Annotated in this window: 25 protein-coding genes; 14 read left to right on the plus strand and 11 right to left on the minus strand. The window is 60.0% G+C overall.

Going from position 1 to position 22,577, the window contains the following annotated elements; genetic code table 11:
• Window positions 1-48 precede the first annotated feature (48 nt).
• Complete coding sequence (locus K6118_RS12935) at window positions 49-384, plus strand: MarR family transcriptional regulator (RefSeq protein WP_247120787.1); 336 nt, start codon at window positions 49-51, stop codon at window positions 382-384.
• Window positions 377-1,240 carry a C40 family peptidase gene (locus K6118_RS12940; RefSeq protein ID WP_247120788.1) on the plus strand — a complete coding sequence of 288 codons (864 nt, stop codon included), beginning with the start codon at window positions 377-379 and terminating at the stop codon, window positions 1,238-1,240. Before K6118_RS12935 ends, K6118_RS12940 begins: the two co-directional genes overlap by 8 nt.
• Window positions 1,241-1,309: 69 nt before the next feature.
• Here K6118_RS12940 and K6118_RS12945 read toward each other — a convergent pair whose 3' ends face one another.
• The gene (locus K6118_RS12945) at window positions 1,310-1,855 is read right to left on the minus strand and encodes a c-type cytochrome (protein WP_247120789.1); all 546 of its coding nucleotides are present in this window, start codon (window positions 1,853-1,855) and stop codon (window positions 1,310-1,312) included.
• 333 nt (window positions 1,856-2,188) lie between these two features.
• Between K6118_RS12945 and K6118_RS12950 the strand changes: the two genes are divergently transcribed.
• Window positions 2,189-3,052, plus strand: coding sequence for a prephenate dehydratase (locus K6118_RS12950; protein ID WP_247120790.1), 864 nt, complete (start codon window positions 2,189-2,191; stop codon window positions 3,050-3,052).
• A 12-nt stretch (window positions 3,053-3,064) separates the two neighbouring features.
• Window positions 3,065-3,760 carry an aspartate/glutamate racemase family protein gene (locus K6118_RS12955; protein ID WP_247120791.1) on the plus strand — a complete coding sequence of 232 codons (696 nt, stop codon included), beginning with the start codon at window positions 3,065-3,067 and terminating at the stop codon, window positions 3,758-3,760.
• Here the strand turns inward: K6118_RS12955 and K6118_RS12960 are convergent.
• From K6118_RS12960 to ubiE, 9 genes are all read right to left on the minus strand, one after another.
• Complete coding sequence (locus K6118_RS12960) at window positions 3,757-4,176, minus strand: hypothetical protein (protein WP_247120792.1); 420 nt, start codon at window positions 4,174-4,176, stop codon at window positions 3,757-3,759. The genes K6118_RS12955 and K6118_RS12960 overlap by 4 nt on opposite strands.
• Window positions 4,163-4,432 (minus strand): hypothetical protein, encoded by a 270-nt coding sequence (locus K6118_RS12965; RefSeq protein WP_247120793.1) that lies wholly within the window; start codon window positions 4,430-4,432, stop codon window positions 4,163-4,165. The genes K6118_RS12960 and K6118_RS12965 overlap by 14 nt, the downstream gene beginning before the upstream one ends.
• A gap of 90 nt (window positions 4,433-4,522) precedes the next feature.
• Entirely contained in the window at window positions 4,523-4,942 is a 420-nt protein-coding gene (locus K6118_RS12970) for a DsrE family protein (protein WP_247120794.1), read from the minus strand.
• Window positions 4,943-4,947: 5 nt separating this feature from the next.
• Entirely contained in the window at window positions 4,948-5,715 is a 768-nt protein-coding gene (locus K6118_RS12975) for a HesA/MoeB/ThiF family protein (protein WP_247120795.1), read from the minus strand.
• 100 nt (window positions 5,716-5,815) lie between these two features.
• Window positions 5,816-6,022, minus strand: a complete 207-nt coding sequence (locus K6118_RS12980; protein ID WP_247120796.1) for a zinc ribbon domain-containing protein — start codon at window positions 6,020-6,022, stop codon at window positions 5,816-5,818.
• Window positions 6,023-6,108: 86 nt separating this feature from the next.
• On the minus strand, window positions 6,109-6,573 hold the full coding sequence (dut, locus tag K6118_RS12985) for a dUTP diphosphatase (RefSeq protein WP_247120797.1): 465 nt from the start codon (window positions 6,571-6,573) through the stop codon (window positions 6,109-6,111).
• Window positions 6,574-6,578: 5 nt separating this feature from the next.
• Window positions 6,579-7,781, minus strand: a complete 1,203-nt coding sequence (gene coaBC, locus K6118_RS12990; protein WP_247120798.1) for a bifunctional phosphopantothenoylcysteine decarboxylase/phosphopantothenate--cysteine ligase CoaBC — start codon at window positions 7,779-7,781, stop codon at window positions 6,579-6,581.
• A gap of 91 nt (window positions 7,782-7,872) precedes the next feature.
• Window positions 7,873-9,399 (minus strand): 2-polyprenylphenol 6-hydroxylase, encoded by a 1,527-nt coding sequence (gene ubiB, locus K6118_RS12995; protein ID WP_247120942.1) that lies wholly within the window; start codon window positions 9,397-9,399, stop codon window positions 7,873-7,875.
• 18 nt (window positions 9,400-9,417) lie between these two features.
• The gene (gene ubiE / locus K6118_RS13000) at window positions 9,418-10,206 is read right to left on the minus strand and encodes a bifunctional demethylmenaquinone methyltransferase/2-methoxy-6-polyprenyl-1,4-benzoquinol methylase UbiE (protein ID WP_343269970.1); all 789 of its coding nucleotides are present in this window, start codon (window positions 10,204-10,206) and stop codon (window positions 9,418-9,420) included.
• A 96-nt stretch (window positions 10,207-10,302) separates the two neighbouring features.
• Between ubiE and mutM the strand changes: the two genes are divergently transcribed.
• From mutM to gyrB, 8 genes are all read left to right on the plus strand, one after another.
• Complete coding sequence (mutM, locus tag K6118_RS13005) at window positions 10,303-11,139, plus strand: bifunctional DNA-formamidopyrimidine glycosylase/DNA-(apurinic or apyrimidinic site) lyase (protein ID WP_247120800.1); 837 nt, start codon at window positions 10,303-10,305, stop codon at window positions 11,137-11,139.
• A gap of 27 nt (window positions 11,140-11,166) precedes the next feature.
• The gene (locus K6118_RS13010) at window positions 11,167-11,550 is read left to right on the plus strand and encodes a hypothetical protein (RefSeq protein WP_247120801.1); all 384 of its coding nucleotides are present in this window, start codon (window positions 11,167-11,169) and stop codon (window positions 11,548-11,550) included.
• Between the two features lie 146 nt (window positions 11,551-11,696).
• Complete coding sequence (locus K6118_RS13015; RefSeq protein ID WP_247120802.1) at window positions 11,697-12,473, plus strand: enoyl-CoA hydratase; 777 nt, start codon at window positions 11,697-11,699, stop codon at window positions 12,471-12,473.
• Window positions 12,474-12,670: 197 nt separating this feature from the next.
• Window positions 12,671-12,934, plus strand: a complete 264-nt coding sequence (gene rpsT, locus K6118_RS13020; RefSeq protein ID WP_247120803.1) for a 30S ribosomal protein S20 — start codon at window positions 12,671-12,673, stop codon at window positions 12,932-12,934.
• A gap of 560 nt (window positions 12,935-13,494) precedes the next feature.
• Window positions 13,495-14,889, plus strand: a complete 1,395-nt coding sequence (gene dnaA, locus K6118_RS13025) for a chromosomal replication initiator protein DnaA (protein WP_247120804.1) — start codon at window positions 13,495-13,497, stop codon at window positions 14,887-14,889.
• A gap of 323 nt (window positions 14,890-15,212) precedes the next feature.
• On the plus strand, window positions 15,213-16,328 hold the full coding sequence (gene dnaN / locus K6118_RS13030; RefSeq protein WP_247120805.1) for a DNA polymerase III subunit beta: 1,116 nt from the start codon (window positions 15,213-15,215) through the stop codon (window positions 16,326-16,328).
• 96 nt (window positions 16,329-16,424) lie between these two features.
• Window positions 16,425-17,609, plus strand: coding sequence for a DNA replication/repair protein RecF (gene recF, locus K6118_RS13035; RefSeq protein ID WP_247120807.1), 1,185 nt, complete (start codon window positions 16,425-16,427; stop codon window positions 17,607-17,609).
• An 18-nt stretch (window positions 17,610-17,627) separates the two neighbouring features.
• A complete protein-coding gene (gene gyrB, locus K6118_RS13040) occupies window positions 17,628-20,075 on the plus strand; it encodes a DNA topoisomerase (ATP-hydrolyzing) subunit B (protein ID WP_281500794.1) in 2,448 nt (815 codons plus the stop codon).
• A 49-nt stretch (window positions 20,076-20,124) separates the two neighbouring features.
• Here gyrB and K6118_RS13045 read toward each other — a convergent pair whose 3' ends face one another.
• Window positions 20,125-20,463, minus strand: coding sequence for a hypothetical protein (locus tag K6118_RS13045; protein WP_247120808.1), 339 nt, complete (start codon window positions 20,461-20,463; stop codon window positions 20,125-20,127).
• Between the two features lie 199 nt (window positions 20,464-20,662).
• On the opposite strand from K6118_RS13045, the gene K6118_RS13050 reads away from it, so the two are divergent.
• Both K6118_RS13050 and K6118_RS13055 read left to right on the plus strand, forming a co-directional pair.
• Window positions 20,663-21,319, plus strand: coding sequence for a hypothetical protein (locus tag K6118_RS13050; RefSeq protein WP_247120809.1), 657 nt, complete (start codon window positions 20,663-20,665; stop codon window positions 21,317-21,319).
• On the plus strand, window positions 21,306-22,493 hold the full coding sequence (locus K6118_RS13055; RefSeq protein ID WP_247120811.1) for a helix-turn-helix domain-containing protein: 1,188 nt from the start codon (window positions 21,306-21,308) through the stop codon (window positions 22,491-22,493). Before K6118_RS13050 ends, K6118_RS13055 begins: the two co-directional genes overlap by 14 nt.
• The last annotated feature ends 84 nt before the right edge of the window (window positions 22,494-22,577 follow it).

Here is a 22,577-nt window from a genome sequence, read left to right on the forward strand (position 1 = left end):
GCGACAATCTAGGGAAATGGGGTCGTGGCCGAAAAAACCAGTCCACGCATGCTTAAGATTTGGCACAAAGCCAACCTGACCAGGGTTCAGACGGCCGAGGCCGACCTGACCATGCGTCAGATGACGGTCCTCCTGACCGTCTATATGACACCCGACCCTCATACAGTCCGCGGTCTCGCAAGCCTGATGCGTGTCACCAAACCGGTGATTACCCGCGCGCTCGATACCCTGAGCCGCAAGGGGCTGATCAAAAGGAAGCGCGACGAGGCGGACCGCCGCAATGTCCTGATCCAGCGCACCGTCAAGGGTGCGGTTTATCTGAGCGAACTGTCCGACCGGATCGTCGATGCGGAAAAGTCGGTCGACGACGACGATTATGTCTGAACGCAGACATCTCCTGCACCCCTTCGGCCTGCCGCCCCTTCATGACCCCGACACGCTGATCGGTGTGCGGGAAAGCCTGCAGGCCGGAAGCCATATCGACCTCACCTGCGTTGGCGCCTTCACGCCGCTTCTGTCGGCACCGGCTTATGATGCCCGCGCGCTCGACACTGTCCTGTTCGGCGAACCGCTTGAGCGGCTGGAGGAGCGGGGCGGCTGGGTCAAGGTTATTGCCCTGACGGACCAATATGTCGGCTGGATCGCGGGTGACGCGGTCGTGCCCTATGGCGGCGTGCCGAGCCACCGGATCGCCGTACCCCTCAGCCACCGCTATAGCGAGCCGGACCTCAAGTCGGCCCCTGCCGGGCTTCTTCCCATGGGGGCCTTCGTGCGTATGGAGGGTATGGCCGAAAACGGTTTCCTGCCGATGGCCGAAGGCGGCTGGCTTTATGCGAAACACCTGGTGCCGATCGGCGCGGCCTGGGCGGATGACCCGGTCTCGGTCGCGGAAGGCTTTATCGGCACGCCTTACCTGTGGGGCGGACGTTCGGCCTTCGGGATCGATTGCAGCGGGCTGGTGCAGATGGCGCTTGCCGCCACCGGTTTTCGTGTCCACCGGGATAGCGGCCCCCAGTTCGGGAGCCTTGGCCGGGCGCTTGAAAAGGGGGAGAGCCCGATGCGCGGCGACCTTGCCTTCTTCCCCGGCCATGTCGGCTGGATGGTCGATGGCATCCATCTTCTGCACGCGAACGCGACCCATATGGCCGTGACCATTGACCCGCTTGAGGACGTCATCGGTTGGGTGGCGGCGGAAACCGACAAGGAACCTTTCCTCGGCTACAGGCGGCTGAGCCGCTAACCCCCCACAAACAAAAACGGCGGACCGTGGGGCCCGCCGCTTTTCTGTACCCGTAAATGGGCCGATGTCTTACTTGCCTTCACCTTCAGTCGCCGGCGCGGCAGCAGCGTCAGCGGCCGGGGCTTCTTCAACCTTCGGCAGCGGCAGCGGATTGTCCGACATGGTGTTGAGGTAAGCGATCAGGTCGGCACGCTTGTCGGCCTGACGGATACCCGCGAAGGACATGGCCGTGCCCGGCGCAAGCGATTTCGGGTTGGCCAGCCAGTGATCGAGTTTCTCAAACGTCCAGTCGCCACCGATCTTCTGGATGTCAGCCGAATATTTGAAGCTGGCAACGTGGGCAACTGCCCGGCCGACGACGCCATAAAGGTGCGGGCCGGTTTTGTCCTGCTTGCTGGCATCGTCGGAGTGGCAGCTTTTGCACTTGGCAAACTGGCGCTCACCCTTCTTGATGTCGGCGTTCGCGAGAAGAACCGGAAGCGGGACTTCCTTCTTCTCTTCGGTCTTTTTCGCGCCGCCTTCGGATGCGACTTCGATCGCATAGGCGGGTTTGGCTTTTTCACCGTGTTCTTCGCCCGAGCTAAACAGGCCTCCGGTTACGGTTGAAATAACCATGATCAACAACACAGAGGCAATTACCCCCGCGAGGACTTTATTAAACTCAAAGGAATCCACAGGCTCTTCTCCCTCAAGGCGAGCACCAAAATTCGTACGGCCATACCCCTGACAGATCGGCCCATTCGCGCGCGACAATAGCCGCTGATGCCCCCCACATTCAAGACGTCATTGCTGGTTTTTACACGGTTTGCAGAGATTTTCACTTTTTTTTTGCCGCGACACTTGGGCGCAGGTGTTTTGAAACACGCAGAAACCACGCTTGGCGCGTTGACTTGACCGGGGGGATCGGCACTATTGTCGTCCCCCAAGTTTAATTCGCGGAACCTCTGTATGACCGGCCAAAATACCGACCCTCAAAACACCATCTCTTTCCAGGGCGAGCTCGGCGCTTACTCCCACATGGCGTGCGTCGCCAAGTTTCCGGACATGAATGTGCTGCCGTGCCCGAGCTTTGAAGATGCGCTGGCGGCGGTGAGCCGGGGCGACGCGCGGCTGGCGATGATCCCGATCGAGAATTCGACCGCGGGCCGGGTGGCGGACATCCACCTGCTGCTGCCGGGCAGCGGGCTTTATATCATTGGCGAGCATTTCGAGACGATCCGCCATTGCCTGCTGGTGCCGGAAGGCGCGGATGAGACCACGATCAAAACAGTGAAGAGCCACGTGCAGGCGCTGGGCCAGTGCCGCCGCACCCTTCGGGAGATGGGGCTTGAGCGCCTGCCGTTCGCGGATACCGCCGGGTCGGCGCGCAATGTTGCTGAAGAAGGGGACGTGACAGTGGCTGCGGTCGCAAGCAGGCTGGCAGCCGAAGTTTACGGCCTCAAGATACTGAAGGCGGATATCCAGGATGAAGGCCACAACACCACGCGCTTTGTCGTGCTGTCACGCGAACCGCTCAACACCCGGGAGATTACCGGCCCGACCATGACCAGCTTCACCTTCGAGGTGCGTAACATCCCTGCCGCGCTTTATAAGGCGCTTGGCGGGTTCGCCACCAACCAGGTGAACATGACCAAGCTGGAAAGCTATTACGAGTCGGATAGTTTCACCGCATCGGAATTCTATGCCGACATCGAAGGCCATGAAGGCATGGTGAATGTCGCGCGCGCGATGGAGGAGCTTCGCTTCCATGCCAAACGGGTGAATGTCCTCGGTACATACCCGCAGGAACGCCCGCGCGGGCTTTTGGGCTAAGAGGGGCTTTCCATGAAAACCATCGGCATGCTCGGCGGGATGAGCTGGGAATCGACCGCCCATTATTATAGCGCCGTCAACCAGGGTGTTCAGGCGGCGCTTGGCGGTCATCACTCCGCGAAGATCGCCATGGTCAGCGTTGATTTCGAGGATATCAAAAACCAGCAATATGCCGGGGACTGGGCGGGGGCTGCAGCGACGCTGGCTGAGGCCTCGCGGCAGATCGAGGCAGCAGGCGCCGATTTCCTGCTGATCTGCACCAACACCATGCATAAGTCCGTGCCGGAGATCGAGGCGGCGATCTCGATCCCGGTTCTTCATATCGCGGATGCGACCGCAGCGGTGATTTTGGGGCGCGGTATCAAGAAGGTCGGCCTTCTCGGCACCAGCTTCACCATGGAGCAGGATTTCTACAAGGGCCGGCTGAAGGACAAGTTCGGTATTGAGGTGGTCATCCCCGGTGCGGAAGACAGGGACCTCGTCAACAGCGTCATTTATGACGAACTGTGCCTGGGGGCGCTGAACGACGACTCGCGCGCGGCCTATGTGCGTATCATCGAGGGCCTTAGGGACGAAGGCGCGGAAGCGGTCATCCTCGGCTGTACCGAAATCGGCCTGCTGGTCGGCGCGGACGATACCGATGTCCCACTCCTCGACACCACCGAAATCCACGCCGAGGCGGCGGTCAACTACGCGCTGGCTGATTAAGACGCCAGCTTGTCCGGCAGCACGAAGCTTTTGCGCGCCCGGTCCGACGCCAGCGTTTCGCGGTGGTAGAGTGCTTCAAGCGGGGACGGGGTTCCGAGAAGGTCGGCATTCTCGGCCAGGAAGGCATCGAAGCTGGCCTCAGGGCGTGCCGTCTGGCGGTCGTGGATCAGCATCAGGTAAGCCCAGGTCACCGTCTCATGATATTTGCCTTCAGCGCCGAGTGCTGTGACCCAGCGTTTGAGGCCACGCGTAAAGCGGTTGATGGCGTCGGCGAGCGGCATCCGCGTGATGTAAATCCAGCCAAGCCGCACATGGGCCTTATGGTCGAAGCCCTTCACATCCAGCCTGCCCGCCTCGAAGGCTGCAAGGAAATCATCGTCGGAAAGGTCTGCGGCAGCCAGCTTAGCGCTCGTCATCGTCTGCCTCCCTCAGCCGGTGGCTCGCGCGGGCGTCGAGGTCGAGCCCGTAAACGGCCTTGAGCGCGGCGATCTTGCCCAGCGTTTCTTCGCCGAAGGTCGGGCTTTTGCCTTCGAACGCGTGCAGGCAGATACCCTCGAGCAAGTCCCCCAGCGAGATGTCCAGATATTCGGCGAGGCCTTTCAGCACCTTCACCAGTCGTTTCTCCATGCGCACGCCGGTCTGGACGCGCTCGATCCTGATTGTCTCAGCCATGGTGATCTCCTTATTTGTTACTTATGTACCATGGTAACACATAAAGCACAAGAGGACCGGGATGAGCTTATCCGTTGGGGCGGGTGGGGGTTAGAAGGTCAGCCAGTCGCCGCCTTCGCCCTCTTCGATGATCGGGGCGAGGCCACCGATCTCGATCGCGGGGCGGGTGATCAACGTGGCGGGATCGATGTCATATTCGCGGATCGCGGTTTCGCAGGCGATGAAGCGGGCTTCCATGGCGGCGAGGCCATCGAGCAGCAGGGCGCTGTCGGCGATACCTTTTTCGTCGAGCATGGCGTCCATGGTGGCAAGCGGCATGGTGTTGCTGGCAATGATGCCGGTGCGGTTTTCCTCCGAGAGGAATTTGACCGCGCCCTTGGAGAAAAAGAAGGTAACCGGGCGGCCCATGGCGGCGGCGGTGGCACCGGTCATCAGCGCCATATGGATACGGTCGGCGATCGGGCTGATCACCATCAAAGTCATCGGGCGGCGGCGGGCGGCTTTGGCCATGGGGGTCAACTGTCCTTCCTGCTGCAGGTGATGCACGCCGGGTCGGCGGGCAGTTTGATCTTGCGGCTCGTGAATGTCAGCGCATCGATAAGAAGCATATGCCCGGCGAGGCTTTCACCCACGCCGGTGATTTCCTTGAGGATCTCGAGCGCCTGCATGGTGCCGACCATCCCGGCGACCGCCCCCAGGATGCCGAAGTCCGAGCAGGTGCGCTGGTCATCCGGGGCCGGTTCCTCAGGCAGGAAGCAGCGGTAACAGGGCAGGTCATCCCCCGCGTGCGGCTTGAAGGTGGCAAGCTGGCCTTCATAGGGGCCGAGCGCGGCGGAGACCAGCGTTTTGCCGAGCGCCACGCAGGTATCGTTCACCAGATGCCGGGTTTTAAAATTGTCGGTGCCGTCGGCGATGATGTCATACTTGCTGATGATGTCGGCGGCATTGTCAGACGTCAGGCGCACCGTATGGGGCAGCACCATGACATCCGGGTTGAGCGCGCGGATTTTTTCCATGGCGCTCACCACCTTCGCGCGGCCGACATCCTTGGTGGTGTGGATCACCTGGCGCTGCAGGTTCGAAAGCTCGACCACGTCATCATCGACGATGCCGATGGTGCCGACACCGGCGGCGGCAAGATACATCAGCACGGGCGCGCCCAGGCCCCCGGCGCCGATCACCAGTACCTTAGATTTCAGAAGCGCGATCTGCCCCGCGCCGCCTACGTCGCGGAGGATAATGTGGCGCGCATAGCGCTCAAGCTGCTCGTCGGTCAGGTCCATATTTGTGCCATAGCACCCTTTCGAGCGGGGTTAAACACCCCGTTCCTATCTGGGCAAAAATAGCATCTATATGGAGCGCATTTCTGCGGACTGGGATGGATCAGTTGCCGAAGAAGTCCAGGATATTGCCGAGCGTGCTGGTGGTGCCGCGGTAAAATTCGGTATAGCTGCACTGATCGCAGGTTACAGCGGTGAACTTGCGGTTCTGCACGTTGAAGAATTTGGTGAGCCCGGCACCGGTGGTGGTGATTTCATCGGCGTCATAATGGCGGCCCCCGCACTTGGGGCATTCCCAGCGTGTGCTCATGATCTTTCCTCGCGTCTTTATTATATATCGGTCAGATATATATGGGACCAGGCTTGGCCCCATACAAGACGCTGCGGACAGGTGCCTTAGTGCGTGCCGGTGGAGCCGAAGCCGCCGGTGCCGCGCGCGGTCTCGCCCAGGACGTCAACCTCGGCCCAGGTGCCCTGGGTCACTGGTGCGATGATCATCTGAGCCACGCGCATCCCGCGGGTGACGGTGAAGGGTTCGTTCGACAGGTTCACCAGGATCACCTTCACTTCGCCGCGATAGTCGGCATCGATGGTGCCGGGCGTGTTGAGGACGGTGACGCCGTTCTTGGCAGCAAGGCCGGAACGCGGGCGGACCTGCGCTTCAAAACCGGCGGGCAGGGCCATGGCGAGGCCGGTGGGCACCATCGCGCGGGCGAGCGGTGCCAGCGTGATCGGTTCGTCATCCCCAATGGCGGCATAGAGGTCCATGCCCGCGCTTTGCTCGGTCTCATACTTGGGCAGGGCCAAGTCTTTGCCGTGCGGCAGCTGGACCACTTCGATGACGGTTTTGGTGTCACGCATTACTCTTATCCTTTCAGGAGGTCGGCGATTTTGTCGGCCAGGCGAAGGGCGACATCGGTTTTGCTCATGGTCGGCCAGCTTTCCACGCCGGATGCGCTGACCAGATGCACTTGATTATGGTCGCCGCCCATGATGCCGGTTGTGGCCGACACATCGTTGGCGACGATCAGGTCGCAGCCCTTGCGGGCGCGCTTTTCGCGGGCATAGTCGACCACATTCCGGGTTTCTGCGGCGAAGCCGACCACCAGCAACGGGCGGCCGTCCGTCATGGCGGAAAGGCCCGCCAGAATGTCCGGGTTTTCGGTCAGCTCAAGCGCGGGCATGCCGCCCTCGGTCTTTTTCATCTTCTCGGTGCCGCCGTTGGAGACCCGCCAGTCAGCAACCGCGGCAACACAGACGGCGGCGTCAGCAGGCAGGGATGCGTTCACGGCCGCTTCCATCTGCAGCGCGGTTTCGACATCGACGCGTTTCACGCCTGCCGGAGTGGCCTCAGCCGTTGGGCCAGCGACCAGTGTCACCTCAGCGCCAAGGGCCGCCAGCGCACCTGCGATCGCGAAGCCCTGTTTACCGGAGGAGCGGTTGGCGATATAGCGCACGGGGTCGATCGGTTCATGGGTCGGTCCTGCCGTCACCACCACGCGCTTGCCAGAAAGCGGCAGCGTCTGACCACCGAAAAACTCATCAACCGCGCCTACAATATCCATCACCTCGGCAAGGCGGCCGGGGCCGACTTCACCGCAAGCGAGCATACCTTCGCCTGGGGCCACGAACCGGATGCCGTCCGCCTTCAGGGTTGCGATATTGCGCTGGGTGGCTTTGTGCGCCCACATCTGCGCGTTCATCGCGGGCGCGACCATCACCGGCTTGTCGGTGGCGAGAAGCACGGTGGAAGCCAGGTCATTGGCGATGCCGTTCGCCATCTTGGCCATCAGGTCCGCGGTCGCGGGGGCCACCACAATCAGGTCGGCGTCGCGGCTCAGGCGGATATGGCCCATCTCGGCCTCATCCTTCAATGAGAACAGGTCGGTATAGCAGGGGTTGCCCGTGAGGCTCGCGACCGAGAGCGGCGTGATGAACTGCTGGCCGCCATGGGTCAGCACACCGCGCACGTCCGCGCCGCGTTCCATCAGCCGTCGCGCGAGGTCGAGCGCCTTATAGGCCGCGACGCCGCCCGCGATAATCAGAAGTATGCGTTTGCCCTGAAGCATGGGGTTTCCCGCCTTTCAAAGCTGCCTCGTCTTTGGGCCCTCAGATATAGTGGGCTTTGCCCGCTCCGGCAATCTTCGAGTGGGTTGAGGCTCAGAGGAACAGGATCTTGATGAGCGCGGCCCCGGCGATCAGCCCCAGCGTGAAGACCGCGAAGCCGCCACCCGTTTTCGCGGGGGGTGCCGTGAAAGGCTCGGCGGCGGGGGCAGACGCGCCCGTGTCGCTCAGCCATTCATCCAACCGGTACGGCAGGCGTTCCAGAAGCCTGGGCAGCATATGAACGGCATCCGCGAGGCGGGCCTCGATGCTCAGGTTATCCCGGATCCAGGCTTCGATCACCGGCTCGGAAATCTGCCACATGTTGCCCTTGGGGTTGAGATGCAGCGCCATGCCTTCAGCCATCACCATGGTGCGCTGCAGCAGCAACAGTTGCGGCTGGGTCTGCATGGAAAAGCGCTGGGTGGTGGCGAACAGCTGCGCCAGCAGTTTGCCCGCGGAAATCTCCTCGACCGGCAGGTCCATGATCGGGTCCGCGATCGACCTGAGCGCCTGCGCCAGCTCCTCGAGCGATTGACCCTTGGGCACATAGCCCGCGTCGAAATGCACCTGAGCGACCTTGATATAGTCGCGCTTGATGAAGCCATAGAGGATTTCGGCGAGGAAACGGCGCTCATGCTTCGAAAGCCGCCCCATGATGCCGAAGTCGATGGCGCAGATGGTGCCGTCGGGCTCGACGATCAGGTTGCCCTGATGAAGGTCGGCATGGAAGAAGCCGTCCCGAAGCGCCTGCTTGAGGAACACCTGCACCACGCGTTCACCCAGGGCTTCCAGGTCATACCCGGCGCCCACCAGCGCATCCCGGTCGGCGAGGCGGATACCAGTGACCCATTCCAGCGTCAGCACGCGTTCGCCGGTACGGTCCCAATCGATTTTCGGTAGGCGGTATCCGGCTTCTGCACCCATATTGTCGGCAAGCTCGGCCGCGGCGGCGCCTTCAAGCCGCAGGTCCATTTCGTGCCGCACGGTTTCACGCACCTTGGCGACAATCTGGGTCATGCGCAGGCGGCGGCCTTCCTGGGTGTGGCGTTCGGCGAGGCCCGCGAGCCAGTCAAACAGCGCGATGTCGCGCGCGAACCGGCGCTCGATGTCGGGCCTCAGAACCTTCACGGCGACGGTCCGGCCATCGGTTGTGACGGCCTTATGTACCTGCGCGATCGAGGCGGCGGCGACAGGCTCCTGGCCAAACTCGCTGAAATGATCTTCCAGTTTGCCGCCAAGCTCGGCTTCGATGGTGGCGCGGGCGCGCGTGAAGGGGAAAGGCGGCAGCTGGTCCTGCAGCGTGGTCAGCCCTTCGGCGAGCGGACGGCCCACAAGGTCAGGCCGGGTCGCCAGCGTCTGGCCGAGCTTGATATAAGCGGGGCCCATGGCGGCGAGCGCAAGGGCCAGCCGCTCGCCATCCTTTTCAGGCAGGCCGCGTTTGCGCGGAATGTAGAAAGTGGTGGCGCGGAGGAGCTTCGGTCCCCAGCTCGGCACCAGCTCGATCAGCGCCAGCGCCCGGATGGCGCCAAAGCGGCGGAGCCCCGCGGCCAGCAGGAAAAGCTGCATCAGATGTCGAAGCATGCGCACCGGTCGCGGCCCTTAAATCCGGACGCCGGTATGAAGCGCCACAACGCCCGCCGACATGGTGCGGTAGCCGACGCGGCTGAAACCGGCGTCGCTGATCATGGCGGCGAACTTGTCCGGTACCGGGAAGCGGCGGATCGATTCGACCAGATACTGGTAGCTGTCTTCATCCTTGGTGATGATGCCGCCCATCTTGGGGATCACGTTGAAGCTGTAGCTGTCATAGGCCTTCTGGAGGATCGGCACGACGACCGGGCTGAACTCCAGGCACAGGAAACGGCCGCCGGGCTTCAATACCCGGTAGGCTTCTGCGAGCGCTTCATGGATACGGGTGACGTTCCGGATACCGAAGGCGATGGTGTAGGCATCCATCGAGCAATCTTCGAAGGGCAGTTTTTGCGCATCGCCACAAACGAATTCGGCACGGCCCGCGTAGCCCTGTTCCTCGGCGCGGTGTTTGCCGACCCGCAGCATCTCGGCATTGATGTCACAGACGGTGACTTCGCCGCCTTCGCTGGCATCGAGGAAGCGGAAAGCGATATCGCCGGTGCCGCCGGCCACGTCCAGCAGCCTCATATTGGCGCGCGGGTTCAGGCTGTTGATCAGCGAATCCTTCCACAGCCGGTGCACGCCCGCGCTCATGAAATCATTCATCACGTCATAGCGGTCGGCCACCGAGTTGAAGACGCCCCTGACCATGCTGGCCTTCTCAGACTCGGCCACGGTTTTGAAGCCAAAGTGCGTGGTGGAGCCGTCGGCAGCATTGGCGGCGGTTTTGGTGGTTTCGGTTTTGTCGCTTGACATCATGCTCATATGCCCTGTCAGTTTGGGCCGGACCATAGCCCAGCACGGAGGCGGACGCCAGCCTCCTTATCGCCTTTCAAAAAGGGACGCGACATTATGCCCGAACTGCCCGAAGTTGAAACCGTCCGACGCGGCCTTTTGCCCGTGCTTGAGGGGGCGACGATCACCGAGGCGGTGGCGCGGGTTCCGAAGCTCAGGGTCGATATTCCGGCGGATTTTTCTGCGCGGCTTATGGGTAACAAGGTCGAGCGGCTCACCCGCCGGTCCAAATATATCCTGGCCGAATGCGCGGACGGGCTTGTGGTCATCATCCACCTCGGCATGTCCGGGCGGATGACCATCCAGGTGCCGGGGGCGGATATGCCCGCGCCCGAGAAGCATGATCATATCCTCCTGACGACCGACGCGGGCGCGCGTATTGTCTATAATGACGCCCGGCGCTTCGGCCTGTGGGTCTTCACCGACCGGGACAGTGTGCAGGACCATCCGCTCATTCGCGGCATCGGACCTGAACCGCTCGGGAACGAATTTAACGTCGATGTGTTGAACGCGGGCCTCACCGGCCGCAAGTCGCCCATCAAGGCGGCGCTTCTGGACCAGAAGCTGGTGGCGGGGCTTGGCAATATCTATGTGTGTGAAGCGCTCTGGCGCGCGCATATCCACCCGGAACGGCCCGCGCATACGGTCGCGGGCAAGGATGCCGACCGGCTGGTGCCGATCATCCGGGACGTGCTCTCGGAAGCGATCAAGGCTGGCGGCTCCACGCTCAAGGACTATGCCCAGGTCGACGGCGAGCTTGGTTATTTCCAGCATAGCTTCAAGGCCTATGGCCGCGAAGGAGAGCCCTGTCATACGCCGGGCTGTGATGGTATGGTCGAACGCATTGTGCAGTCGAATCGCTCCAGCTTCTTCTGTCCGAAATGCCAGCACTGAGCTGATGTATGCAAAATTGAGGTTCCGATGCGCTTTGCCCTTGTCCTTCTGATGGCTCTCTTTTCCTTCACCGCCTATTCTTATGGAACGCACGCGGCGGATGATGGTGACAGCTTCCTTGAGGGCTTTCCCGATGTACCGCGGCTGGATGTGATTCGCGCGCTCGGGGGTGACCCCGTGGTGTTTGACACGCCTTCAGGCACGGTTGCGGAGGTCACGCTTCTTATCAGGGGAAGTGGTGATAACGCCTTGAAATTATATAAAGAATCTCTCACCCCCTTGGGCTGGAAGTGCCATTTGAGCCATGCGAAAATGCGCTGCGAGCGGGAAAACGACAGGATCGTCTTTACCGATCCTGCCCCTTCCAAAAATGACGGCCAGCTTGTGTTGAGGCTGGAGCCCAAGGACTGAAGCTGCCCTGCCTTGCGCAGACTCAGGTGCGCCGACTCAGCGGAATCCCACACGTGTGCGCGCATGAAGATAAAGTCCTTTTCAAATGGGCCAGAGCCCAGTAGGACTCACGATCTCAAAGTCGGACCCTAGGAAAAGGCTGATTTATGACTTTTGAAACCATATTGCTCGACAAGAACAACCGCGTCGGCTTGATCACGCTCAACCGGCCTGAGGCCCTGAACGCGCTCAATGCCATGCTTCTGGCCGAGCTTGGCGAAGCCCTTGTTGCGCTCGATGGCGACGATGAGGTTGGCACGATCGTTATCACCGGCAGCGAAAAGGCTTTCGCGGCTGGCGCCGATATCAAGGAAATGGCTGGGAAGTCGTTCGCCGACGTCCTCAAGGACGATATGTTCGCAGCCATCAACAATGTATTCGCCCGTGTCCGCAAACCGGTGATCGCTGCGGTCTCCGGCTATGCGCTTGGGGGCGGCTGTGAAATCGCCATGGCGTGTGATTTCATCGTTGCGGCGGAAAACGCCAAATTCGGCCAGCCGGAAATCAAGCTTGGCGTGATCCCGGGAATCGGCGGTTCGCAGCGCCTGACCCGTATTGTCGGCAAATCGAAAGCCATGGACATGATGCTCACGGGCCGCATGATGGATGCGCTCGAAGCCGAGCGTGCCGGGCTCGTCAGCCGTATCATGCCGACCGAGGACCTGCTCGACGGTGCGCTGGAGATTGCCGGTGTGATCGCGGGGCTTTCGATGCCGTCCGTGGCGCTGGCAAAAGAAGCGACCAACCGTGCGCTGGAGACCACACTGACTGAAGGGTTGTTGTTCGAACGCCGGGCGTTCCACTCGCTCTTCGCGACGGAAGACCAGAAAGAAGGCATGAATGCCTTCATCGAAAAGCGCCAGCCGCAGTTTAAAAACTGCTAAAGCGCATAAAAGGCGGGGTAAAGCGGGGTTTGTGGCCGTTTGGTATTGACGCATTCCCGTAGGCGGTATATAGAGCCGACCTCGAATTAAGTGGTTGCCGTGGCGGAAAGCCTTTCGGCGGCCGGAAACAGATGAAGATGTAAAGGGCAGGCGCCGGACGGAAATTTGGTAGCGCCGCTCGAAGAAGGTTGAGAAACATGGCAAATTCACCCCAGGCTGAAAAACGCATTCGTCGTAACGAGCGCCGCGCGGCTATCAACAAATCTCGCGTCAGCCGTATCCGCACCTTCGTGCGCAAGGTTGAAGAAGCAATTGCTTCCGGTGACAAGGCTGCTGCGAACGCTGCGCTGCAAGCTGCTCAGCCGGAAATCATGCGCGGTGCTTCCAAAGGCGTCCTGCACAAGAAGACGGCTTCGCGCAAAGTATCGCGTCTTGCTCAGCGCGTAAAAGCGCTCGCCTAAGTCTGGCATCCGGGCCCCGGTTCGATCTGAATTCACCTGGGCCCGATTCGCACGTCTAGGGCGATCCAAAAACGAAAAGGCTGCACCTTCGGGCGCGGCCTTTGTCATTTTGGGACAGGCTTCCGGGAACAAAAAGCGCACATCAAAAACGGGTCGGTGGGCCTGAATCAACATCTTGTAGACCATGGGTTAGAAGCCCATAGGGATCGTCAGATTCTTGCCTTATTGAGCATAGAATCAGTTGAAGCCTTCCCCCGTGCAGATGTATCTTCCTTCCTTACGCGGCGGGCCTACGGGTAACCATCCAATCCCTATGAGGGAGCAGCCCGCAAGTGGTTCAGGCCTGACCTGGCAGGCTGGGATCACGCCGCCGTTTAGGAAAAAACAGATCGGAACCGGAGCCGTCTGGCTGATTCAGGCTTGCTGAGAGGTAAAGCTAAAATGTCGGCCCCAGAGCGCCCTTCTATCGGCGCTTGGTAACCGGTTCTGGCATCGGGAATGCCGACGTTAAGGGTTCATAAGGAGCATATAACCCGATGGGTGAGAGGGAGTTAGGAAAGATGGGGGCATCCGGGGGGGTTGCATCCGAACTGAGTTCCGATTTCGAATTGGCACCGTGGCACCGCGTTTGCGACAAGTTCCGGAACGAATTTGGTCAGGACGCTTATTCGACATGGCTCGGCCAGCTGGGCTATGAAGGTGTGGACGGCAGCACTGTTGAACTGACGGCACCGACCAAATTCGTGCGCGACTGGATTCAGCGCCACTATGCGCCGCGCCTGAGGGACTTTTTCCTCGCTGAAAACCCACGCATCAAAAGCCTGAGCATCCGCTTGGCGGCACGCCGTCTTGACGGTGTCGCCGACAGGATGTCCGCGCCTGCGAAGCCGGTATCGGCCATGGCCAGCACGGCGGCCCAGGCGGCTGCGGAAAGCTCGGCGCTTGACCCGAAATACACCTTCGACAGTTTTGTGGTCGGCAAGTCGAACGAGCTGGCTTACGCCGCCGCCAAGCGCATTGCCGAAACCGATGAAGTGGCCTTCAACCCGCTGTTCCTGCATGGCGGCGTGGGCCTCGGCAAAACCCACCTGATGCACGCGATCGCCTGGGAAGTCCGCAGGCGCAATCCGGCCAAGAGGGTGGTGTATGTCTCGGCTGAGAAATTCATGTTCGAATTTATCGCCGCACTTCGCTTCAAGGATACCCACGCCTTCAAGAAGAAATTCCGCACGGTTGACCTTCTGATGGTCGATGACGTCCAGTTCATCGCCAACAAGGACAGCACTCAGGAAGAGTTCTTCCATACCTTCAACGCGCTTGTGGACAACCGCTGCCAGGTGGTTATCACCGCGGACCGGTCGCCCACCGACCTGGAAGGTATCGAGGAACGCATCATCAGCCGCCTTGGCTGGGGTCTGGTCGCCGATATCCACCCGACCGATTACGAGCTGCGCCTCGGCATCCTTCAGTCGAAGGCCGAGCAGGCGGAGAGCGTGATCGTCCCTGCCGAGGTGCTTGAGTTCCTCGCACGGCGGATCACCTCCAACGTACGTGAGCTTGAAGGCGCCCTGAACCGCGTGATGGCCTATGCCACGCTCGTCGGCCGCCCGATCACCATGGACATGACCCGCGACGTGCTGCAGGACCTGATCCGTGCCAACGACCGCAAGCTGACGATCGATGAGATCCAGCGCGCGGTGGCGGATTATTTCAACCTGCGCCTCTCGGAAATGCTGTCCGAACGCCGGGCCCGCAATATCGCCCGGCCCAGGCAGGTTGCCATGTATCTTTCGAAGCAGCTCACCAGCCGCAGTTTGCCGGAAATCGGCCGCCGCTTCGGTGGGCGGGATCATACGACCGTCATGCACGCGGTGCGCAAGATCGAGGACCTGAGGCGCGACGACAGCCAGCTGGACGACGATCTGACCCGGCTTTCCCGGCTTCTGGAAGGCTGAGCCGGGGGCTGTTTCGTGACGGCTGCTGCCGGGCTTTTCCGGCACAGGGCCGGGGCTTTCGGCATTTATAGGCGACTCGGCAGATTCCCTTGGCTTTGATACCCCAAAAAAAAGCGCCTTTTTGGCGCTTTTTCATTTGGTTTGGGGGCAAAAATCGCTATTGTTTCACAAGATATAAATCCTCATCGATTTCGGGCGTTCGCGCCTGCTGACGGCCTGAGGCTGAGGGCCGAAAACTGGGAGGGGGACTCCCGGTGCTCGTCACGCGTCGCTGAGGATTGGGAGCCATAGGTACAGTCAGAACAGACAAGAAGAAAATATCCATGAAAGTCACTATCGAACGGAATTCCCTTTTGAAGACCCTTGGGCACGTGCAGTCGGTCGTAGAACGCCGTAACACGATCCCGATCCTGTCGAATGTGATGTTCGAGGCCGACGGCGACATGGTTGCCATGACCGCGACGGACCTGGATATCGCCATGGTCGAACATACAGGCGCCAATGTGATGGCGCCGGGGGCGACCACGGTGCCGGCGCACACGCTGTTCGACATTGTCCGCAAGCTGCCGGACGGTGCCGAGGTTGAGCTGAGCCTCGAAGACGGTGAGCGACTGGTCGTCAAGTCCGGGCGCTCGCGGTTCACGCTCGCCTGCCTCGACAAGGAAGACTTCCCGGTCATGAGCGAAGGCGACATGCCGCACCGGTTTGAGCTCGCTGCCGCCGAGCTGAAGCGCCTCATCGATAAGGCCCGCTTCGCGATCTCGACCGAGGAAACCCGCTATTACCTCAATGGTATCTACCTTCATGTCGCCAACGGCGAAGACGGTGCGACGCTCAGGGCAGTCGCGACCGACGGCCACCGCCTCGCGCAGGTGGAGCAGGATGTACCTGATGGGGCAGCCGGCATGCCGGGCGTGATTATCCCCCGGAAGGCCGTGGCTGAAGTTCGCAAGCTGATCGACGAATTCGACGGCGCGGTCCAGGTGGCCCTCAGTGACACCAAAATCCGCTTCAGCTTCAATGGCGCGGTTATCACCTCGAAGCTGATCGACGGCACCTTCCCGGACTATAGCCGTGTCATCCCCAAGGGGAACGACAAGATGCTGGAGATGGACTGCCGTGTGTTCGCAGAAGCTGTGGACCGTGTGTCCACCATCAGCTCGGACAAGACCCGGTCGGTCAAGCTGTCGCTCGACAAGGATACGCTGACGCTTTCCGTCAACAGCCCGGACAGCGGTACCGCAACCGAAGAACTGGCCGCGGCCTATGACGCCGACCCGCTGGAGATCGGCTTCAACAGCCGTTACCTCCTCGATATTCTGGCGCAGGTCGAAGGCGACACCGTCCAGGCATTCCTGGCCGACCCGTCGGCGCCGACGGTCCTTCGGGACATGATCGACGACGGCGCGCTTTACGTGCTGATGCCGATGCGGGTCTAGCCGGACGCGTGGCAGAATGAAACGGGCAAACGACCGTGACCGTGTTCAAAAAACAGACCACCTCCTTCATGCCGGGACGCCTGCTGGGGCATCCGAATGCCTGATGGCGCCAGCGTGCTGGGCGGTGTGTTTGTCTCGACCCTGACGCTTACGGACTTTCGGTCCTATGAGCGGATGCGGATCGACCTTGCGGGCGCCAAGCCGCTCGTGGTCCTCACCGGACCGAATGGCGCTGGCAAGACCAACGTTCTGGAGGCGCTGAGTTACCTGGCGCCCGGGCGGGGCCTCCGCCGCGCGGCGCTCGGGGAAGTCACCCGGCTCGGTGCCGAAGGTCCTTGGGCTGTAGCCGCGACGCTCAATGTGGCGGGCGAAAGTGTCCGGGTCGGCACGGGGCTCACGGCCGAAGGCGGCGTGGTCAGCGACCGGCGGGTCGTCCGCCTTGATGGTGTTTCGGTTGCCAATAGCAATATGCTCGGTGACCGCTGGTCGGTGGTGTGGCTGACGCCGCAGATGGACCGTCTGTTTCTTGAGGGGCCGTCCAGCAGGCGGCGCTTCCTCGACCGGCTGGTTCTGGGGCTTTATCCGGACCACAGCCGCCAGGTCGGGGCGTATGAGCGGGTGATGCGGGAACGCAACCGCCTGCTTGGGGATAAAGGGCCGGGTAAAGGGCGAGATGCCGACCCGGCCTGGCTTTCGGCGCTTGAAGCGCGGATGGCCGAACATGCGGTGGCAGTTGCCGTGGCGCGGCTCGATTTCGCGGGCCAGCTTGCCGGGCAATTGGCGGAGGCGACCGGAGGGCCGTTCCCGCGCGCCGAACTGGCGCTCGATGGCTGGCTGGAACAAAAGCTGGCCGAAGGGACACCGGCCTCGGATGCCGAAGCGGCGCTTAAGAACCGGCTTCAGGCGTCCAGGCGACGCGATGCGGCTGCGGGCCGCGCAGGCGAAGGGGTCCACAAGACCGATCTTGTGGTCACCCATGCGCCGAAGGCAATGCGGGCGGACCTGTGTTCGACCGGCGAGCAGAAGGCGCTCCTGATAGCGCTTATCCTCGCCAACGCACGCCTTCAGGCGGCGCTGAAGGGGCTTGCGCCCCTCCTCCTCATGGATGAGGTGGCGGCGCATTTGGATACTGACCGGCGGGCGGCGCTTTTCGATGCGCTCGCAGGTCTTGGGGGCCAATGTTGGCTCACGGGCACGGACCGGGCTCTTTTCGATGGGCTTGAGGACCGGGCAGAATTTTTTGACGTGGGGGACGGCAAACTTTTGCCGTCGCACGGGTAAGAGAGAGGTCACTGACGTATGAGTGAAGACATGGCCCAAGATGCTGGTGTTGATGCTGGTGAAGAATACGGCGCAGAGTCGATCAAGGTTCTGAAGGGACTCGACGCCGTCCGTAAGCGCCCCGGCATGTATATTGGCGACACCGAGGACGGCTCCGGCCTCCACCACATGGTGTTCGAAGTGTCTGATAATGCCATCGACGAGGCGCTCGCCGGCCACTGCGACCTGGTGACCATGACCCTCAATGCCGACGGCAGCTGCTCGGTCACCGACAACGGCCGCGGCATTCCGACCGACATTCACGAAGGCGAAGGCGTCTCCGCCGCGCAGGTGATCATGACCCAGCTCCACGCGGGCGGGAAGTTTGACCAGAACAGCTACAAGGTGTCAGGCGGCCTGCACGGCGTGGGTGTGTCGGTGGTGAACGCGCTGTCGGACTGGCTGGAACTCCGCATCTGGCGCAGTGGCAAGGAACATTTCATGCGTTTCGAGCGCGGGGTGCCGGTCGAGGACCTCAAGGTCGTCGGCGAAGCCGCCCCCGGCCAGAAGGGCACGATGGTGACCTTCATGCCGTCGCTCGAGACCTTCAAATTCATCGAATTCGATTGGGAAAAGCTGGTCCACCGTTACCGTGAGCTGGCGTTCCTGAACTCGGGCGTGCGCATCCTGTTGCAGGACAAGCGCCATGTCGACGCCAAGGAGATGGAGCTGTTTTACGAGGGCGGCATCACCGCGTTCGTGAAATATATCGACCGCAACAAGACCTCGGCGATCGGCGACCCGATCACCATCGTCGGCGAGAAGGACGGCATCACCACCGAGCTCAGCCTGCAGTGGAACGACAGCTATCACGAGAATGTCTTCTGCTTCACCAACAACATTCCGCAGCGGGATGGCGGGACCCACCTGGCGGCGTTCCGCGCTTCGCTCACGCGCTGCATCAACAACTATGTCAACGACACCGGCATGGCGAAAAAGTCCAAGGTTTCGCTGTCGGGGGACGATGCCCGCGAAGGCCTGACGGCGGTGCTGTCGGTCAAGGTGCCGGATCCGAAATTCTCCAGCCAGACCAAAGACAAGCTGGTCTCCTCCGAGGTGCGCCCGGCGGTCGAGGGGCTGGTGAACGAAAAGCTCACCGAATGGTTCGGCGAACACCCGAACGAAGCCCGCACCATCATCGGCAAGATCATCGATGCCGCCACCGCGCGTGAAGCCGCAAGGAAGGCGCGGGAACTTACCCGCCGCAAGGGTGCGCTCGATATCGCGTCGCTGCCCGGCAAGCTGGCCGACTGTCAGGAACGGGACCCGGCTCACTCCGAACTCTTCATCGTGGAGGGTGACTCCGCAGGCGGCTCGGCCAAGCAGGGCCGGAACCGGAAGAACCAGGCGATCCTGCCGCTCCGCGGTAAGATCCTGAACGTGGAACGCGCGCGGTTTGACCGCATGCTGGCCTCGAACGAGATCGGCACGCTCATCACTGCGCTCGGCACCGGTATCGGGCGCGAGGACTTCAATATCGAGAAGCTCCGCTACCACAAAATCATCATCATGACCGATGCTGACGTCGACGGCGCCCACATCCGGACGCTTCTCCTTACCTTCTTCTACCGGCAGATGCCGGAAGTGGTTGAACGCGGCCATCTCTATATCGCGCAGCCGCCGCTTTATAAGGTCGGCCGCGGCAAGTCCGAGGTTTACCTCAAGGACGACAAGGCGCTTGATGAATATCTCCTGGATGCCGGTACCACCGACGTGGTGATCATGGACGCGACCGGCGGCCAGCACGCGGGCGAAGAGATCAAGTATCTCGCCGCCGAAGCCCGGGCGATCAAGTCGCTGATGGCTGGGGTGCCGCACCGCTATGACGCGGGCATTGTCGAAACCCTCGCGCTGATGGGCGGCTTCGATACCAAACTGCTCGATGGCCATAGCGAACGCCAGACCATGGCGGAAGCTGTCGCTGACCGGCTGAACCGGCTCGCGGGTCCGGATGAAGACGGCGGCTGGAGCGGGACGGCCACTGAAGACGGCGGCTACAGCTTCGCCCACGAAGTGCGCGGTGTGATCGACATGCACAAGATCGACCAGCACCTGATCGAAAGCCAGGAAGCACAAGGCCTGCACCGGCGCATGGGCGAAATCCGGGCGCTGTTCGCGAACCCGATCACCATCACCCGCAAGGAAGAAACCCAAGAGGTCGGCACGCCGCTTGAGATGCTTGCCATCCTGCTGGCCGTTGGGCGCAAGGGCCTCGGTATCCAGCGCTATAAGGGCCTGGGTGAGATGAACCCGGACCAGCTGTGGGAAACCACGCTCGACCCGGCAGTGCGCTCGCTCCTGCAGGTGAAAGTCAGCCAGGCCGACACGGCGGATGAGATCTTCTCCAAGCTGATGGGGGATGTGGTTGAAGAGCGCCGCACCTTCATCCAGGACAACGCCCTCAACGTCGCCAACCTGGATATCTAAGCGACCCTACATGTGTCGTGTGACACATAAAGTGAGATTTTTGACGCAATTAGTGGGATTCTGTGACACATAAAGTGGGACAAGGAATCCTTGCTATGTGCGGGGTTGAGCGTGATCTTGTAATTTTATTGCGGAAATGCCGAGTGTATTTCGAGCCTTCTATGCCCGGTTTTTCTGCCTGAGAGGTGCGGCCATGCACCCACTCCTTGCCAAAATAGAGGTCGGAAAACAGGTGGTCCATCTCCGATACGATGGTGATCTGGTCGTTAGGATCAAATTGCTGAGCCCAACGATCCACATGTTCTGCATCGGGCGGAGCCAATTCACCTTCCCGATAGTCTCGGATTTTTGCTGCTAAAGATTCGCAATAGTCGGTATATGTGGGCATAAAATAAAATCCATTAATAGTTGTCTTTAGGCTCCCTAAGAGAGCTTATCGTACCTGGTCTCCAAGAAAATGGCGCCCGTGAGTTTAGAAGCGATGCCTATATTTGACAGATACGCCTTTATGGTTGACAAAACAAACAAAAAATCGGATAAGGTTGCATGGTGAGGGAACGTTTCTGTCGGCGCGAAAAGAAAGTAAAGTGACAATGGATGCAATTAATGGACGGCATTTCCTAAATGACCAAATTACCCCTCGGCAGCAATTGGAAGTGCCTTCGATGCTTAGAGCAGCATATAGTGCCGTAAATCACCTAGCAAAGTCTGAGCCTATTCTGAGTGTCGAGAGCGCAAAATGGAACAAGGGCAGGTTGGTGCAATGGGCCGTCGACTTGGGGATAGAAAAGCTGATTCAGACGGGTAAGTGGCCGTTTGACTATCGCTGGAGGTATTTTGAACGGCCTACAGGAAAATACCTTGAGGTTCGGATGTCTCATTCGGCTATGACGGTTAGCCAAACTGATGATCCGACCAAGCAGCCTAGGAATGTATGTTTTAGAGAAAATAAGAGGCTTAACAGTCAGTGGCTTCTGCCCCTACGTGAACTTGAGGATGAGGCGCATATTGATGGACTGCCGCATATTCTTTTGCTACATGGCCATCAGGAATTAGGTTTTGCCCATTTTGCTATTCCCCATCCGCAGCATTCGCTAGGGTATATCCACCGGACAGGTAACCTGATGAGGCTTCCCCATGAAGTAACATCGGAATTGCCTTCGGTTGAAGAGACAGATGAAGAAGCCACTATGTCCCTCAAAGAGGATATAGAAAGGTGGCGGAGAGATCATGGCGACAGATAAGATTGTCCAGTTTCCCGATGCCGCCCGAGCTAGTTCAGCCGGGCGGCGTTTGATTCCCCGTAGGCTCACAGATGCGCGACTAGTCAAGCAGATGAGCCAAACGGATCTTGCTCAAAAGATTGGTGTCACGCGCCAAGCTGTTTCAGCATATGAGCGCGGAGGCAAGTTGCCTGAGCCGCAGACTATGGGCAAAATTTCTGAGATATTAGAACAGCCAATCTATTATTTTACGGGCGATGATCTGCCGACATTTGGTGAAGGTACGCCTCGTTTTTTCCGAGCTTTTGGACCAAAAACCAAGAAGCGGAATTTGATGTGTGATGTACTGGGGGACTGGTTTGTCCAAATTGGAAAATATGTTGAAGGGTATGTAAATCTTCCAGATGTAGATATACCAGCTATTACCCCGACGGGACCCGAGGGTCGTTATACTGACGAGGAAATTGAGCAGGCCGCTGAAATGGTCCGTAGCCACTGGGGACTTGGTGTTGGGCCAATCTCCAATACGGTAGCTCTCCTGGAAAGCAAGGGTATTTTCATTGCTCGTTGTCCCGTGGGGGGTCAGCAAGTCGAGGCATTTTCATTTTGGAATGGCGAGCAACCCTTTATCTTTTTGGCCTCGAACAAAGACGCTGCTGTCAGGTCTCGGTTTGACGTCGCCCATGAACTTGGTCACTTGGTACTTCATCAAGGGGTGGGCCTGGAAGAAATAGAAGATAGCCGGCAGTTAAAAGTAATTGAAGCAGAAGCAAATAGGTTTGCCGGGGCATTCTTGCTACCTAGGGCCTCGTTCCCCAATGAAGTTTATACCCCACGGCTTGACGCTTTTAGAGACCTGAAGGCCCGGTGGAAAGTTTCCATTCAAGTTATGGTCTATCGGTGCAAAAACCTAGAGATTTTTGACGAAGACCAAGTGACAAACCTATACAAACAGATCTCTTTCCGGAAATGGAGAAAATCTGAGCCTTTGGATGATTACTTCTCATTCGAGGAACCTAAGCTTCTGAAAAAAGCGGTTACCCTAGTACTTCAACATGGAAAAGTGGCGGCCGACAGACTGCCAATTGAACTTAGGCTCAACTCGTCCCTGGTTGAAAAGATATGCAATCTACCGGAGGGGTCTTTGCAAACTGATGCAATTATATCACCAACTCCAACGCTAAAGGTAGAATGAGCGTGTGGAATGACTGCTACTGATTATGTCGTAAGTGCATATCGCGAAGCTAAAGGGCGGGCGCTTATTGCGGCAACCCTCATG

This window comes from Kordiimonas marina, from assembly GCF_023006325.1.
In the GTDB taxonomy this organism is placed as follows: domain Bacteria; phylum Pseudomonadota; class Alphaproteobacteria; order Sphingomonadales; family Kordiimonadaceae; genus Kordiimonas; species Kordiimonas marina.